Source organism: Pseudomonas tolaasii NCPPB 2192, assembly GCF_002813445.1.
In the GTDB taxonomy this organism is placed as follows: Bacteria; Pseudomonadota; Gammaproteobacteria; order Pseudomonadales; family Pseudomonadaceae; genus Aquipseudomonas; species Aquipseudomonas tolaasii.
This window is the reverse complement of sequence record NZ_PHHD01000001.1, coordinates 5634422-5648431: the sequence shown is the minus strand read 5'-3', so window position 1 is coordinate 5648431 and position 14010 is coordinate 5634422. Positions and strand designations below refer to the sequence as shown.

Sequence of the window (14010 nt, the reverse complement as noted above, 5' to 3'; positions counted from 1 at the left end):
TTGGTAATATTTCCCATTTGAGAAGTTTTTGCGCATGCATGACATTCCGGCCGCGTCGGGCGATTGCGCCCGTCAGCAGACCCTCACGGCAATGTACAGCGAACACCACGGCTGGCTGCACGGCTGGCTGCGCAAAAAACTCGGGTGTTCCCAACATGCCGCCGACCTCGCCCACGACGCCTTTATCCGCGTGCTGATGCTGGCCGAGCCGCAAAATATCAAGGAACCCCGCGCGTTTCTGGCCACTACGGCAGGCAGGCTGCTGATCGATGGTGCCCGGCGTCGGCGTATCGAAAAAGCTTACATGGAAGCCCTGGTTATTCAGTCTGAAGATGCCGGCATGCCCGACCCGGCCGCCATCCATGTGGCTCTGCAAGCCCTGGAACGCATTACCGAAATGCTCGCCGGCCTGCCCGCGAAAACCCGCGAAGCCTTCCTGCTCAGCCGCCTCGACGGCCTGACGTACAGCGAAATCGCCACCTGCCTGGACGTGTCTTCCAGCACCGTCAAAAACTACATTGCCACCGCCCTGGTGCACTGCTACCACAGCCTGCATGGCGCGGACCCGTTGTGATGAGTTCGGAACAGATCATTCAGCAAGCGGCGAATTGGCTGACCCGTCTTCACGACGAGGCCTTCAGCGACGCCGACCGCCAGGCCTTTGATGCCTGGCGCGAGGCCGACCCGCGCCACGCCGTCGCCATCGAACGCATGCGTACCTTGTGGGGTAACTTCGACACCTTGCCCGCGCGCCCGGCGCGCATGGCCCTGAACCGGGCCTTTGCTCCACGGCGTTCGCGCGGCACCCAGGTGCTTGGAGTGCTCGGTGTGGTGCTGTGCGGCTGGCTTGGCCTGCAGCACCTGCCCGTGTGGATGGCCGACCAGCGCACCGGGGTCGGCGAGCGCCGCCAGGTGGTGCTGGAAGACGGCAGCCAGTTGCAGCTCAACAGCAATTCGGCGGCGGACGTGAAGTTCGACGGCCACCAACGCGTCATTGAATTATTGCAAGGCGAACTCTGGGTGGACGTGGCCAAGGACGCACTGCGGCCATTCGTGGTACGCACCGATCAAGGCACGGCCACCGCGTTGGGCACCCGTTATCTGGTCAAGCGCGCGGGGGATGGCACTACGGTGGTGAGCGTGATCGAGTCCACGGTGGCGGTCAAAGGTGAAGCCGGCGAAGGGGTCAAGGTTACGGCCGGCCAGCGTTCGGTCCTCGATCACGGCCGCGCCGCACCGCCACAACCCATCGGCAATGCAGACCCGGCCGCCTGGACATGCGGCCTGCTCAAGGTCAATGACCAGCCCTTGAGCGAGGTGTTGCAAACCCTGGCCAGTTACCGCCACGGCTTGGTGCGCTTCGACCCCCAGGCCCTGCAAAACTTGCGCGTGTCCGGCGTATTCAAGTTGGATGACACGGCGGCGGCCCTTGCGGCACTTGCCGACAACCTGCCGATCCGGGTCGAGTACTTCACCGACCTGCTGGTGGTGGTCAAACCGCGCTAAGTCAGCCTTGGTTCTGGCGCAGGCGTTTGTACAGGGTATTGCGGCTGACGCCCAATTCCCGCGCAAGGTGGGAAATGTTCCCGCCTGCTGCCTTCAGACGTTGGGTCAGGTCAATGCTGTCGTCCACGAATTCGTGGGCGGGCAGCGGTGTTTCTTTCAGATCCACAAAAAAGTCATCCGGCAGATGCTCCGGGCGGATCGGCTGTTCTTCGGCCATCGCCAGCGCTACCTGCAATACGCTGCTGACCTGACGCAAATTGCCCGGCCACGGGTGTTGCTCAAACAGCGCCAGCACTTCGTTGCTCAGCCCGGCCCATTGGGTGGGCTCGCGGTGTTGCTGCCACAGTTGCTGGAACAGCGCGCGCTTGTCCGTGCGTTCGCGCAGGGGCGGTAACTCCAGGGTCAGGCCGCCGATGCGGTAGTACAAATCCTCACGAAACCGCCCGGCCTGCACCCATTCGCGCAGCGTGCGGTTGGTGGCGGAGATGATCCGCAAATCCACCGGGAACAACTCGCTGCTGCCTACCGGTTGCACGCAGCGCTCCTGCAACACCCGCAGCAGACGCGCCTGGGTCGGCAGCGGCATGTCGCCAATTTCGTCGAGAAACAGCGTGCCCTTGTCGGCCTTGCGGATCAGGCCGATGCTGCCTTTCTGGTTCGCACCGGTAAACGCGCCTTTTTCGTAGCCAAACAGCTCCGATTCCACCAACTCGGCCGGAATCGCCGCACAGTTCACCGCGATAAATGCCTGACGGCTGCGCGAGCTGGCCTGGTGCAGGGCTTTGACGAACACCTCTTTGCCCACGCCGGTTTCGCCGTGGATCAACAACGGAATATCTTTCTCCAGCAGGCGTTCGGCCTGACGCACGGCCTTTTCCACGCGTGTGTCGCCAAAGTGCAAGGTATTGAGACCAATCGTGGCCGGTTTTTGCGGCTGGGGTTCGCTGGGTTTCGGTGCGCTGAACACCCGTGCCTGCACCGGCATTTTCTTCGGGCGTTTCAACAAGCACTGAAAGCGGTTGCGGCCTGCCGCCTGGAGTGAAAACGGCAAGCCTTCCGGCTGGTTCAGCAACTCCAGCAGCGAGACCTTGAACAGGCTGTCGATCTGCACCCGTGACAGGCTGATGCCAAGCAAATTGTCGGCACGCCGGTTGGCCGACAGCACCTGGCCGCTCTCGTCGAAGATCAGCAGGCCGGCCCATTGACTGTCGAGGTTGTTCAGGCCGGTGTTGAAGGTCAACTGGAAGTGTTCACCACGAAACAGGTTGAGGATCAGCCGGTTTTCCACGGTCTGGCTCATCATCTTGACCATGCCCAGGGTGTGGGAGGGCGGCAGGTAGCTGTCGCTGGACACATCCAGCACAGCAATGATTTGCCGTTGCGCATCGAAGATCGGCGCCGCCGAGCCGGTCATGAAACGGTTGGCTTTCAGAAAGTGTTCGTCGTGCTCAATGTGCACCGCCTGGGCACAGGCCAGCGCGGTGCCGATGGCATTGGTGCCGCTGGAACGCTCCATCCAGCTCGCGCCGGGGTTGAAGCCGCGCGCCAGTTTCGGCTCGATAAACCGCTGGGTGCCCCACGAGGTCAGTACCTGGCCCTGATTATCGGCCAGCATGATCAGGCAGTTGGAGTTGCTCAGGATGTTTTCGTAGTAGGGCAGGACTTCCTGGTGGGTGGTCTGCACCAGGGAATGCTGGCTTTCCAGCAGTTGGCTGATGCCCTCGGCGGGCAGTTGGTCGAAGCTGGGGGCGCTCTGATGGTCCAGGCCGAAGGCGCGGCAACGGCGCCAGGATTCCTGAATGAGGGTGTCGTGAGCCAAGGGTTCGGCCATGGTGACCTTCTTTTTATTGTTCTTTTTATGGAGCCTTGCGCGATCAATCTGTGGGAGCTGGCTTGCCTGCGATGAGGTTGTGTCGCCATGCATCTCTGTGGCCGATGCACCGCTATCGCAGGCAAGCCAGCTCCCACATTTAGCCTGCATTGGGCATGAGAGTGTTGTTCAGAACTGTTCATTGTCAACCCCCGGACTGTTCAGTTGTTCACGCCGATTGTTCACTCCCGAACACCCGCTTTATCCCATTTCCTTACACATCAATGAGTTGTCGTTTTGGCACGAAACTCGCTCTGACGACTGGCCAGATTCATTCCAATAATAAAAAGGTCGTGTCATGTCATTGACCCTGGAACATGTCTCCCGCGTCGTCGAAGGCCAGACCTGGATCGACGATGCCAACCTGCGCTTTGAAGCCGGGTCCTTCAACGTCTTGCTTGGCCGTACGTTGTCGGGCAAAACCAGCCTGATGCGCCTGATGGCCGGCCTCGACAAACCCGACAGCGGCCGCATCCTGATGAATGGCGTGGACGTCACACAAAAGCCGGTGCGCCTGCGCAATGTGTCGATGGTTTATCAGCAGTTCATCAACTACCCGACCATGACCGTGTTTGAGAACATCGCCTCGCCGTTGCGCCAGGCCGGTGTGTCCGAAGATGTGATCCAGAGCAAAGTGCTGGAAACCGCGAAGATGCTGCGCATCGAAAAATTCCTCAAGCGCCACCCGCTGGAGCTGTCCGGCGGCCAGCAGCAGCGCACGGCCATGGCCCGCGCACTGGTCAAGGACGCCGAACTGATCCTGTTCGATGAGCCGCTGGTCAACCTGGACTACAAACTGCGCGAAGAGCTGCGTCAGGAAATGCGCGAGCTGTTCAAGGCGCGCCATACCATTGCCATCTACGCCACCACCGAGCCCAACGAGGCGCTGGCGCTGGGCGGTACCACCACCATTCTTCACGAGGGGCGGGTGATCCAGAGCGGCAAGGCCGCCGAGGTTTATCACCAGCCCCAGACCGTACTGGCCGCCGAGCTGTTTTCCGAACCGCCGATCAACCTGATGCCGGGGCGCATCAGCGGCAATGAAGTGAGTTTTGCCAATTTTGTGCACTTTCCGCTGAACGTCGACTTGCGCCCCATCGGCGAAGGTGAATTCCGCTTTGGCGTGCGCCCCAGCCATATCAGCCTGGTGCCGAGCAACGACGATGATCTGGAGCTGGCGGTGACCGTGGAAGTCGCCGAAATCAGCGGCTCGGAAACCTTTCTGCATGTGCGCAGCGAGCACTTTCTGCTGGTGCTGCATTTGCCGGGGGTGCACGAGTACGACGTCGATGCGCCGATCCGCGTGTATATCCCCACCCATAAACTGTTTGTGTTCGATGGGCAGGGCCGTCTGGTCCAGGCCCCCGGGCGCCGTGTTGCGAGGGTTGCCTGATGGCCGAGATTCATTTGCAGAACCTCGCCCACAGCTACAGCCCTGCGCCTAATGGCCCTGAGGACTACGCGATCCGGGAAATGAACCACGTGTGGGAGCAGGGCGGCGCCTACGCGTTACTCGGGCCGTCGGGCTGTGGGAAATCCACCTTGCTCAATATCATCTCCGGCCTGCTCAGCCCGTCTGAAGGGCAGGTGCTGTTTGACCATAAGGTGGTGAACGACCTGACTCCGGAAAAACGCAACATCGCCCAGGTGTTTCAGTTTCCGGTGGTGTACGACACCATGACCGTGTTCGACAACCTGGCCTTCCCGCTGCGAAACCAGGGCATGGCCGAGGCGAAAATTCACAGCAAGGTGCAGGAAATTGCCGAAGTCCTCGACCTGCAAAACCTGCTGACCAAGAAAGCCCGCAACCTCACGGCCGACGAAAAACAGAAAGTCTCCATGGGGCGCGGCCTGGTGCGCGACGACGTGTCGGCGATCCTGTTCGACGAGCCGCTGACGGTGATCGACCCGCACCTGAAGTGGAAGCTGCGGCGCAAGCTCAAGCAGATTCACGAGCAATTCAACATCACCATGGTCTACGTGACCCACGACCAGCTGGAGGCCTCCACCTTCGCCGACAAAATCGCGGTGATGTATGGCGGCCAGATCGTGCAGTTCGGCACGCCCCGCGAATTGTTCGAGCGGCCCAGCCACACCTTTGTCGGCTATTTCATCGGCAGCCCGGGCATGAATCTGATCGAGGTGCAGGCCGAGGCGGGCGGTGTGCGCTTTGCCAGCACGCAACTGGCCTTGCCCGAGGCCTTGCAGCAACGCATCCGCGACACGGACTACAAAAAACTCCAGGTCGGCATCCGCCCGGAATTTATCCACGTCTGGGACGAGTACAACCCTGACGCCCTGCAGGCCGACGTCATACACGTCGAAGACCTCGGCACCTACAAGATCATGACCCTCAACCTCGACGGTGCGCCGTTGAAAGTGCGCCTGGCCGAAGACAAACCGGTGCCGGAAGGCAAGGCCTCCATCAGCTTCCCCGCGCAATGGCTGATGGTCTACGCCGACGATTACCTGCTGGAGGTGCAGCCATGAACAAGGTGCAGAACAACAAGGCCTGGTGGCTGGTGTTGCCGGTGTTTCTGCTGGTGGCGTTCAGTGCGGTGATCCCGATGATGACCGTGGTCAATTACTCGGTGCAGGACATTTTCGACCAGTCCAGCCGCTACTTCGTCGGCGCCGACTGGTACAAACAGGTGCTGCTCGACCCGCGCCTGCACGACTCGCTGCTGCGCCAGTTCATTTATTCGGCCTGCGTGCTGCTGATCGAAATTCCCCTGGGCATTGCGATCGCCCTGACCATGCCGACCAAGGGCCGCTGGTCGTCGCTGGTGCTGATCATCCTTGCCATCCCGCTGCTGATCCCGTGGAACGTGGTGGGCACCATCTGGCAGATTTTCGGGCGTGCCGACATCGGTTTGCTGGGTTATAGCCTTAATACCCTGGGCATCAGCTACAACTACGCGGCCAACACCATGGACGCGTGGGTCACGGTACTGGTAATGGACGTGTGGCATTGGACCTCGCTGGTGGCGCTGCTGTGCTATTCGGGGCTGCGGGCGATTCCGGACGTGTACTACCAGGCCGCGCGGATCGATCGCGCATCCGCCTGGGCGGTTTTCCGACATATCCAGTTGCCGAAGATGAAAAGCGTGCTGCTGATCGCGGTGATGTTGCGCTTCATGGACAGCTTCATGATCTACACCGAGCCCTTCGTCCTCACGGGCGGCGGGCCGGGTAACGCCACCACGTTCCTCAGTCAGACGCTGACCCAGATGGCTGTAGGCCAATTTGACCTGGGCCCGGCAGCGGCGTTTTCCCTGGTGTACTTCCTGATCATCCTGTTGGTGTCCTGGCTGTTCTATACCGCCATGACCCATTCCGACGCCAACCGCTGAGGCCGCAGACATGAGCAAGCGCAAGGTTATTCCGCTGCTGATCTACATTCTGTTCCTGCTGGTGCCGATCTACTGGCTGCTGAACATGTCCTTCAAGAGCAACACCGAAATCCTCGGCGGGCTGACGCTGTTTCCGCAGGAATTCACCCTCGCGAACTACAAGGTGATCTTCACCGACCCGAGCTGGTACACCGGTTACCTCAACTCGCTGTATTACGTGAGCCTGAACACCGTGATCTCCCTGAGCGTGGCGCTGCCGGCAGCCTATGCGTTTTCGCGCTACCGCTTTTTGGGCGACAAGCACCTGTTTTTCTGGCTGCTGACCAACCGCATGGCGCCACCGGCGGTGTTTTTGCTGCCGTTCTTCCAGCTGTATTCGTCGATTGGTTTATTCGATACCCACATCGCGGTGGCGCTGGCGCATTGCCTGTTCAACGTGCCGTTGGCGGTATGGATTCTGGAGGGCTTCATGTCGGGAGTGCCCAAGGAAATCGACGAAACGGCCTACATCGACGGCTATAGCTTTCCCAAGTTCTTCGTGAAGATTTTTATCCCGCTGATCGGCTCCGGCATCGGTGTCACCGCGTTTTTCTGCTTCATGTTTTCCTGGGTCGAATTGCTGCTGGCGCGCACCCTGACATCGGTCAACGCCAAGCCGATTGCGGCGGTGATGACGCGCACGGTCTCGGCGTCGGGCATCGATTGGGGCGTGCTGGCAGCGGCGGGGGTGTTGACCATCCTGCCGGGCATGCTGGTGATCTGGTTTGTTCGCAACCACGTGGCCAAGGGCTTTGCCCTGGGCCGGGTCTAGAGGAGTCGATGATGGAATGGATGGCCTGGACCACCCCCACCGCGCTGTTTTTTGCGGGCATAGCCTTGATTCTGGTGGGCATGACCACCTGGGAGCTGCGCTCGCCGAGCATCCCCCGGCGCGGCTTTTTACCGATCAGCACCACCCGTGGTGATCGCCTGTTTATTGGTCTTCTCGGCAGCGCCTACCTGCATTTGCTGGTGATTGGCGTAACCGGCTGGAGCATCTGGGTGGCGACTGCGCTGTCCCTGGTGTGGCTGTTGTGTGTGATGCGTTGGGGCTAGTGCTCCGCTTGAATAAACAACCAGGAGGTCTCTATGTTCGATAAAAACAATAAGCTGCGACATAGCATTTCATTGGCCGCCGTACTGGCCCTCAGTGGTTTGAGCGCTACGGCCTGGGCCGATGCGTATGAAGATGCCGCGAAAAAATGGATCGGCAGTGAGTTCAAACCGTCCACGCTCACCGACGCCCAACAGCTCGAAGAGTTGAAATGGTTTATCAAGGCTGCCGAACCGTTCCGTGGGATGAAGATCAACGTGGTGTCGGAAACCCTTACCACCCACGAGTACGAATCCAAGGTACTGGCCAAGGCCTTCAGCGAAATCACCGGCATCAAGCTGACCCACGACTTGCTGCAGGAGGGTGACGTGGTGGAGAAGCTGCAAACCCAGATGCAGTCCGACAAGAACATCTATGACGGCTGGGTCAACGATTCCGACTTGATCGGTACGCACTTTCGCTACGGCAAGACCGAATCCATCACTGACCTGATGGCCAACGAAGGCAAGGACTTCACCTCGCCGACCCTGGACATCAAGGACTTCATCGGCATTTCCTTCACCACCGCGCCCGACGGCAAGATCTACCAGTTGCCCGACCAGCAGTTCGCCAACCTCTACTGGTTCCGCGCCGACTGGTTCGAGCGCCCGGAGCTGAAAGCCAAGTTCAAGGAAAAGTACGGCTATGAACTGGGCGTGCCGGTGAACTGGTCGGCCTATGAAGACATCGCCAAATTCTTCAGCGAAGACGTCAAGGAAATCGACGGCAAACGCATTTACGGGCACATGGACTACGGCAAGAAAGACCCGTCTTTGGGCTGGCGTTTCACCGATGCCTGGTTCTCCATGGCCGGTGGCGGCGACAAGGGTTTGCCCAACGGCTTGCCGGTGGACGAGTGGGGCATTCGCGTGGAGGACTGCCACCCGGTGGGCTCCAGCGTCACCCGTGGCGGCGACACCAACGGCCCGGCCGCGGTGTTTGCCACGCAGAAATACGTGGACTGGATGAAAGCCTACGCGCCACCGGAAGCGGCGGGCATGACCTTCTCCGAATCCGGCCCGGTGCCGTCTCAGGGCAACATCGCCCAGCAGATCTTCTGGTACACCGCGTTCACCGCCGACATGACCAAACCGGGCTTGCCGGTGGTGAACGCCGACGGCACGCCGAAATGGCGCATGGCGCCGTCGCCTGTCGGACCTTACTGGGAAAAGGGCATGAAGAAAGGTTATCAGGACGTAGGCTCCTGGACCTTCCTCAAGTCCACGCCCGAGAAGCAGAAACTCGCGGCCTGGCTGTACGCGCAGTTTGTGACCTCGAAAACCGTGTCGCTGAAGAAAACCATCGTTGGCCTGACGCCGATTCGTGAGTCTGACATCAACTCCCAGGCCATGACCGACCTGGCGCCGAAACTCGGTGGTCTGGTGGAGTTCTACCGCAGCCCGGCCCGCGTCGAGTGGACGCCGACCGGCACCAACGTGCCGGACTATCCACGTTTGGCGCAACTGTGGTGGAGCAACATCGCGGCAGCGGCCAGCGGCGAGAAGACCCCGCAACAGGCGCTGGACAACCTGGCCAAGGAGCAGGACGCGATCATGACGCGTCTGGAGCGCTCCAAAGTGCAACCGGTGTGTGGCCCGAAAATGAACCCCGAGCGTGATGCGCAATACTGGTTCGACCAACCGGGCGCACCGAAGCCGAAACTGGCGAACGAGAAGCCCAAAGGGGAAACCGTGGCTTATGGTGATTTGCTGAAGTCGTGGGAGGCGGCGCGTAAGTAATCACAGGCTCTCAGTAGAGAGTTGGCTTCCTGTGGCGAGCGGGCTTGCCCCGCGTTGGGCTGCGAAGCAGCCCCAAAAACAGGCGACTGAGGCCTATATGAAGGAACTCGGTCGCCTGTAATGGGGCCGCTGCGCGCCCCAACGCGGGGCAAGCCCGCTCGCCACACAAGCCCGCAGGCCATAGTGAGTTCAGGCCCGACCTCTGTTATCGGCCAGAATCCGCGCCGTATCCCTGGCCGGCGGCAACCCGAACACCCGCGCATAATCGCGGCTGAACTGCGTCGCACTTTCATACCCCACCTCAAACGCCGCGCTGGTCACACTGCTGGCGCTGGCCACCATCAAGGTGCGCGCCTGCAACAGGCGTACACGTTTCTGATACTGCAACGGGCTAAAGTTGGTCACCGCCTTAAAATGGCGGTGAAACGCCGAAACACTCATCGCCGCTTCCTGCGCCAGCGCTTCCACCCGGATCGACTCGGCAAAGTCCCTGCGAATCCATTGAATCGCCCGGCTGACCCGCGCCATGGCGGTGTCCGGTGCGGCAATCTCACGCAGCATCCAGCCGTGCGGGCCTTGCAACACGTGATAAAGAATCTCTCGCTCATAGGCCGGTGCCAGCGCGGCAATCGCCACCGGGTCGCCCATCAGGCGCAGCATGCGCACCCACGCGTCCATCAGCGCCGGTGTCACGGCGGCCACTGAAAACCCGGCCTCCTGCTCGCAACGCCCGCTTGGCGCCGGCAGGTCATTGAGCAAGGTGGTCAGCACCGTCGGGTCCAGGGTCAGGCTTACCGCCAGGTAGGGCTCGCCGGTCGCCGCCGGGTTCACCACCCCGACGGCGGGCAGCTCAATGGACATCACAAAATAGGTCGCGGGGTCATAGTGCAGCGTGCGGTCGCCCACGGTCATGCACTTGGTGCCCTGCAGGATCAGGTTGATCATCGGCTCGTAAACGGCCGCGAGCATATGTTCCGGAATCGCCCCCTGAACCATCGCCACGCGCGGGATGCCGGTCTCGGTGCGGCGGTTTTCGGCGTTTGCGGCCAAGGCGCGCAGTTCGATCAATTGAGTATTCATGGCGGCCATGCTGTTCCTTACCACGCGCGCTGCGCAAGCGAAAAGCAGAAACAGGCAGGATTGAGGCAGGAACGGCTGCGTCGGCATTCAAGGCGATCGTTACTGTGGTCACTCAACTTTCCGACAGTGGAGCAGGCCATGAGCGTCATCGTGATAACCGGAGGCAGCCGTGGCATCGGTGCCCGTACTGCTGCGCTGTGCGCTCGCCAGGGGCATGGCGTCATACTCACTTACAACCGCAACCCGGACGCGGCGCAGGCGGTGGTTCAGCGTATTGAGGCGGCGGGCGGCAAGGCCGTGGCGTTGAAACTGGATGTGGCTGATGTCAGCACTTTCGCAGCCTTCCGTGATGCCGTTGTGCAGTCCCTTCATGCCACTTGGGGCGTAGGGACGTTGAGCGGGCTGGTGAACAACGCCGGTTACGGGCTGTTCAACCCTCTTGAAAGCGTGACCGAAGCGCAATTCGACAGCCTGTTCAACGTGCACCTCAAAGGCCCGTTTTTTCTCACCCAAACCTTGCTGCCACTGCTGCAACAGCACGCCAGCATCGTCAACCTGACCAGTGCCACAACGCGTGTTGCTACAGCGGGTGTTGCACCTTACGCCGCGTTCAAGGGCGGCCTGGACGTGCTCACCCGCTACATGGCCAAGGAGTTTGGCGACCGCCGCATCCGTGCCAACGCCGTGTCGCCGGGTGCCATTCGTACCGAGTTGGGCGGCGGTTTGAACGATGAGTTCGAAGCGCTGCTGGCCGGGCAAACCGCCTTGGGTCGCGTAGGAGAACCGGAAGACGTGGCACGGGTAATCGCGCTGCTGCTGTCGGAAGAAGGCCACTGGATCAATGCCCAGACTATCGAAGTCGCGGGCGGCTACCTCATCTGAACTGCGAGGCCACCACCATGCTGGACCATCTGTTTATTTCGGTCAGCAACATCGAGCGTTCCATCCGCTTCTACGAAGCAACGCTCGCGCCATTAGGCATCACCGCGCGCCTTGACTACGACGGCAAGGACGGCCCACCCGGACATCCGGACCTCAAGGGCTTTGGCGCCAACGGGCGTGTGTTTTTCTGGCTGCGCGAAGGCGTGGTCGAGGGGCGGGCAGTGCATGTGGGATTTGTCGCCAAAAGCCGCGCCGAGGTGGAAACAGCCTACGCCGCTGCGCTGGAAAACGGCGCCACCGACAATGGCGCGCCGGGTGCGCGTCTGCACTACGACCCCAACTATTACGCGGCCAACGTCCTCGACCCGGACGGCTACAGCCTTGAATTCGTCTACAAGAATTGGCAGCACACTTCATGAAAACATTGATGATTTACGGCGCCACCGGCTACACCGGGCGCATGGCGGCCGAGCAGGCGAAAAAGCTCAACCTGAACCTGGTGATTGCCGGGCGCAACGAGCCCCGGCTGGCAGCCCTTGCCGCCCATCTGGACGTGCCTTACCGCGTATTCAGCGCGCAAAAAAGCCAGTTGGACGGTATCGACGTATTGCTTAACTTCGCCGGCCCCTTCGCTCACACCGCCGAACCGTTGATGCACGCCTGCATCGCCAGCGGCACCGACTATCTGGACATCACCGCCGAGATCAACGTGTACCGCCTCGCTGAACAACTCGGCAGCGGGGCGGATGTCATGCTGCTGCCCGGCGTCGGTTGGGACGTGGTACCCACCGACTGCCTGGCGATGCATGTTGCCAGCCGCGTACAGCAGCCGCACGTACTGAAAATCGCCTTGCAGGTGCCCGGCACGATGTCGCGCGGCTCGGCGATGAGTGTGGGCGAGATCATCGGTGCAGGCGTGATGGCGCGCGTCGACGGCGAACTGGTCGCCACCCCCGACGCGCCACTGCAACACCTGGATTTCGGTGACGGCCTGGCGCTATGTGCGCCGTTGTCCTTCGGTGATTTGGTCAGCGCCTGGCATTCCAGCGCCATCCCGAATATTGCGATGTTCGTGCACGTCACCGGCGAGGCTTTCCCCGAAGGCGATTTGTCACTGCTGCCCGACGGCCCCACACAAACCCAGCGTGACGCCCATCGCGCCCGCGCCGTGGCCGAAGTTACCGGTGCCGACGGCACGGTTGCGCGTTCGGTGATCGAAACCGTCAATGGCTACAGCTACACCCCGCTGGCCGCCGTGGAAGCGGCGCGCCGGGTGCTGAGCGGCGAACGCCGTGCCGGCTTTGAAACCCCCGCGAAACTGTTCGGTGTGGGCTTTGCCCAGACAATTGCCGGCACGCGGATCATCGATTACTGAACCCACAGGAAAACCCCATGACCTCTTTCAACCTTCAAACAGCCGCCGACAAGCTCACGGTTGTCGACACCCTTTATCGCTTCGCCGCAGGCATCGACCTGCATGACCCGGTGCTGCTCGCCTCGGCGTTCACCGCCGATGCCGTCTCTGATTTCCGGCCCGCCGCTGCCAAGGCCGGTTTTGAATACCCGGTGCTGGAAGGTCGGGAGACCATTGTCGCCGCGTTATCCGGCGCACTCAGCCAGCTCGACACCACGCATTCGGTGAGCAACCCGCGTGTGACGCTCGATGGCGACAGCGCCCGCCTGGACGCACTGGTGGAGGCGCAGCACGTGCCCAAAAGTGATTCGTCGCTACATTATTTGATGAAGAACCGTTATGACGTTGAACTGGTCCGCCAGGAAAATCTGTGGCTGATCCAGCGTGTCACCGTGGATAACATTTGGCGCTCGGGTGATCCGGCAGTGCTGGCGGGTGTTTAAACCCTGCACCACAGATCGCCTGTGGGAGCTGGCTTGCCTGCGATAGCGGTCTGTCAGCCCACAAATCTCTGCCTGGTGTACCGCCATCGCAGGCAATCCAGCTCCCACATTTTGATGGGTGATGTTTTCGACGTTACGCAGCTTGCGGTTGAATCTGCAGTTCGCCCTCAACGTCCTTGACCAACTCACCGGCCAAAAACAGCGGCGCCAAACGCCGATGCAACTGCGGCTCGACAAACTCTTTCACCGTGTCCAGCACCAGCACACCACTGAGGGGCAATTCGGCCTTGGTGTACGACAACCACGCTTTCTTCAATGCCATCAACACATCGCTGCCCGCCGTGGAGGCGAAGCGGCGGTGGGTGGGTTTGGCGTCGAAGGTGAAGGTGTGCTGGAACGCGTAGCCGCTTTCATCACCACCGGCGGCGGTGCAGCGTACGCAGGTGCACGGGCCGTCGCCAAACGCGCTGCGCAGGTAGGCGTTGAAGTCCACCACGGGTTTGAGTGACAGGCGCTTATCGACCTCGAACAGGTCTCCGGTCATTTTTTCGTCAGTGTTCAACGTCCATTTCCTCGCAGGTTCGGCTGTGT

Annotated in this window: 15 protein-coding genes; 12 read left to right on the top strand and 3 right to left on the bottom strand. The window is 61.0% G+C overall.

Annotation, left to right across the window (positions count from 1 at the left end; genetic code table 11):
- Positions 1–34 precede the first annotated feature (34 nt).
- Positions 35–574 carry a sigma-70 family RNA polymerase sigma factor gene (locus ATI14_RS25670; RefSeq protein ID WP_016969871.1) on the top strand — a complete coding sequence of 180 codons (540 nt, stop codon included), beginning with the start codon at positions 35–37 and terminating at the stop codon, positions 572–574.
- Positions 574–1506 carry a FecR family protein gene (locus ATI14_RS25665; RefSeq protein WP_016969870.1) on the top strand — a complete coding sequence of 311 codons (933 nt, stop codon included), beginning with the start codon at positions 574–576 and terminating at the stop codon, positions 1504–1506. The genes ATI14_RS25670 and ATI14_RS25665 overlap by 1 nt, the downstream gene beginning before the upstream one ends.
- Before the next feature lies 1 nt (position 1507).
- Here ATI14_RS25665 and ATI14_RS25660 read toward each other — a convergent pair whose 3' ends face one another.
- Positions 1508–3337, bottom strand: a complete 1830-nt coding sequence (locus ATI14_RS25660; RefSeq protein WP_016969866.1) for a sigma-54-dependent Fis family transcriptional regulator — start codon at positions 3335–3337, stop codon at positions 1508–1510.
- Between the two features lie 337 nt (positions 3338–3674).
- Between ATI14_RS25660 and ATI14_RS25655 the strand changes: the two genes are divergently transcribed.
- Genes ATI14_RS25655 through ATI14_RS25630 form a run of 6 tightly spaced genes read left to right on the top strand, consistent with a single transcriptional unit; the run spans position 3675 to position 9600 of the window.
- Positions 3675–4769, top strand: a complete 1095-nt coding sequence (locus tag ATI14_RS25655) for an ABC transporter ATP-binding protein (protein WP_016969864.1) — start codon at positions 3675–3677, stop codon at positions 4767–4769.
- Positions 4769–5866: an ABC transporter ATP-binding protein gene (locus ATI14_RS25650; RefSeq protein ID WP_016969863.1), complete on the top strand. Its 1098-nt coding sequence runs from the start codon at positions 4769–4771 to the stop codon at positions 5864–5866. The genes ATI14_RS25655 and ATI14_RS25650 overlap by 1 nt, the downstream gene beginning before the upstream one ends.
- Positions 5863–6729, top strand: coding sequence for a carbohydrate ABC transporter permease (locus ATI14_RS25645; protein WP_016969862.1), 867 nt, complete (start codon positions 5863–5865; stop codon positions 6727–6729). Before ATI14_RS25650 ends, ATI14_RS25645 begins: the two co-directional genes overlap by 4 nt.
- Positions 6730–6739: 10 nt before the next feature.
- Entirely contained in the window at positions 6740–7540 is an 801-nt protein-coding gene (locus tag ATI14_RS25640) for a carbohydrate ABC transporter permease (RefSeq protein ID WP_016969860.1), read from the top strand.
- An 11-nt stretch (positions 7541–7551) separates the two neighbouring features.
- Entirely contained in the window at positions 7552–7824 is a 273-nt protein-coding gene (locus ATI14_RS25635; protein WP_016969859.1) for a DUF2160 domain-containing protein, read from the top strand.
- Between the two features lie 33 nt (positions 7825–7857).
- Positions 7858–9600, top strand: a complete 1743-nt coding sequence (locus ATI14_RS25630; RefSeq protein ID WP_016969858.1) for an ABC transporter substrate-binding protein — start codon at positions 7858–7860, stop codon at positions 9598–9600.
- Positions 9601–9789: 189 nt separating this feature from the next.
- Here the strand turns inward: ATI14_RS25630 and ATI14_RS25625 are convergent, their stop codons facing one another.
- The gene (locus ATI14_RS25625; protein WP_031319595.1) at positions 9790–10680 is read right to left on the bottom strand and encodes an AraC family transcriptional regulator; all 891 of its coding nucleotides are present in this window, start codon (positions 10678–10680) and stop codon (positions 9790–9792) included.
- Positions 10681–10818: 138 nt separating this feature from the next.
- Between ATI14_RS25625 and ATI14_RS25620 the strand changes: the two genes are divergently transcribed.
- The 4 genes from ATI14_RS25620 to ATI14_RS25605 are packed head-to-tail and all read left to right on the top strand — an operon-like array spanning position 10819 to position 13419.
- On the top strand, positions 10819–11562 hold the full coding sequence (locus tag ATI14_RS25620; protein ID WP_016969855.1) for an SDR family NAD(P)-dependent oxidoreductase: 744 nt from the start codon (positions 10819–10821) through the stop codon (positions 11560–11562).
- 17 nt (positions 11563–11579) lie between these two features.
- Complete coding sequence (locus ATI14_RS25615; protein WP_016969854.1) at positions 11580–11981, top strand: VOC family protein; 402 nt, start codon at positions 11580–11582, stop codon at positions 11979–11981.
- Complete coding sequence (locus tag ATI14_RS25610) at positions 11978–12937, top strand: saccharopine dehydrogenase family protein (protein ID WP_080520080.1); 960 nt, start codon at positions 11978–11980, stop codon at positions 12935–12937. Before ATI14_RS25615 ends, ATI14_RS25610 begins: the two co-directional genes overlap by 4 nt.
- Positions 12938–12954: 17 nt before the next feature.
- Positions 12955–13419 (top strand): nuclear transport factor 2 family protein, encoded by a 465-nt coding sequence (locus ATI14_RS25605; protein WP_016969852.1) that lies wholly within the window; start codon positions 12955–12957, stop codon positions 13417–13419.
- Between the two features lie 133 nt (positions 13420–13552).
- Here the strand turns inward: ATI14_RS25605 and ATI14_RS25600 are convergent, their stop codons facing one another.
- A complete protein-coding gene (locus ATI14_RS25600; RefSeq protein ID WP_016969851.1) occupies positions 13553–13981 on the bottom strand; it encodes a hypothetical protein in 429 nt (142 codons plus the stop codon).
- Positions 13982–14010: the final 29 nt, after the last annotated feature.

Coding starts and splice junctions, on each gene's coding strand:
- ATI14_RS25670 (WP_016969871.1), top strand. CDS start 35: ATGCATGACATTCCGGCCGCGTCGGGCGATTGCGCCCGTCAGCAGACC.
- ATI14_RS25665 (WP_016969870.1), top strand. CDS start 574: ATGAGTTCGGAACAGATCATTCAGCAAGCGGCGAATTGGCTGACCCGT.
- ATI14_RS25660 (WP_016969866.1), bottom strand. CDS start 3,337: ATGGCCGAACCCTTGGCTCACGACACCCTCATTCAGGAATCCTGGCGC.
- ATI14_RS25655 (WP_016969864.1), top strand. CDS start 3,675: ATGTCATTGACCCTGGAACATGTCTCCCGCGTCGTCGAAGGCCAGACC.
- ATI14_RS25650 (WP_016969863.1), top strand. CDS start 4,769: ATGGCCGAGATTCATTTGCAGAACCTCGCCCACAGCTACAGCCCTGCG.
- ATI14_RS25645 (WP_016969862.1), top strand. CDS start 5,863: ATGAACAAGGTGCAGAACAACAAGGCCTGGTGGCTGGTGTTGCCGGTG.
- ATI14_RS25640 (WP_016969860.1), top strand. CDS start 6,740: ATGAGCAAGCGCAAGGTTATTCCGCTGCTGATCTACATTCTGTTCCTG.
- ATI14_RS25635 (WP_016969859.1), top strand. CDS start 7,552: ATGGAATGGATGGCCTGGACCACCCCCACCGCGCTGTTTTTTGCGGGC.
- ATI14_RS25630 (WP_016969858.1), top strand. CDS start 7,858: ATGTTCGATAAAAACAATAAGCTGCGACATAGCATTTCATTGGCCGCC.
- ATI14_RS25625 (WP_031319595.1), bottom strand. CDS start 10,680: ATGAATACTCAATTGATCGAACTGCGCGCCTTGGCCGCAAACGCCGAA.
- ATI14_RS25620 (WP_016969855.1), top strand. CDS start 10,819: ATGAGCGTCATCGTGATAACCGGAGGCAGCCGTGGCATCGGTGCCCGT.
- ATI14_RS25615 (WP_016969854.1), top strand. CDS start 11,580: ATGCTGGACCATCTGTTTATTTCGGTCAGCAACATCGAGCGTTCCATC.
- ATI14_RS25610 (WP_080520080.1), top strand. CDS start 11,978: ATGAAAACATTGATGATTTACGGCGCCACCGGCTACACCGGGCGCATG.
- ATI14_RS25605 (WP_016969852.1), top strand. CDS start 12,955: ATGACCTCTTTCAACCTTCAAACAGCCGCCGACAAGCTCACGGTTGTC.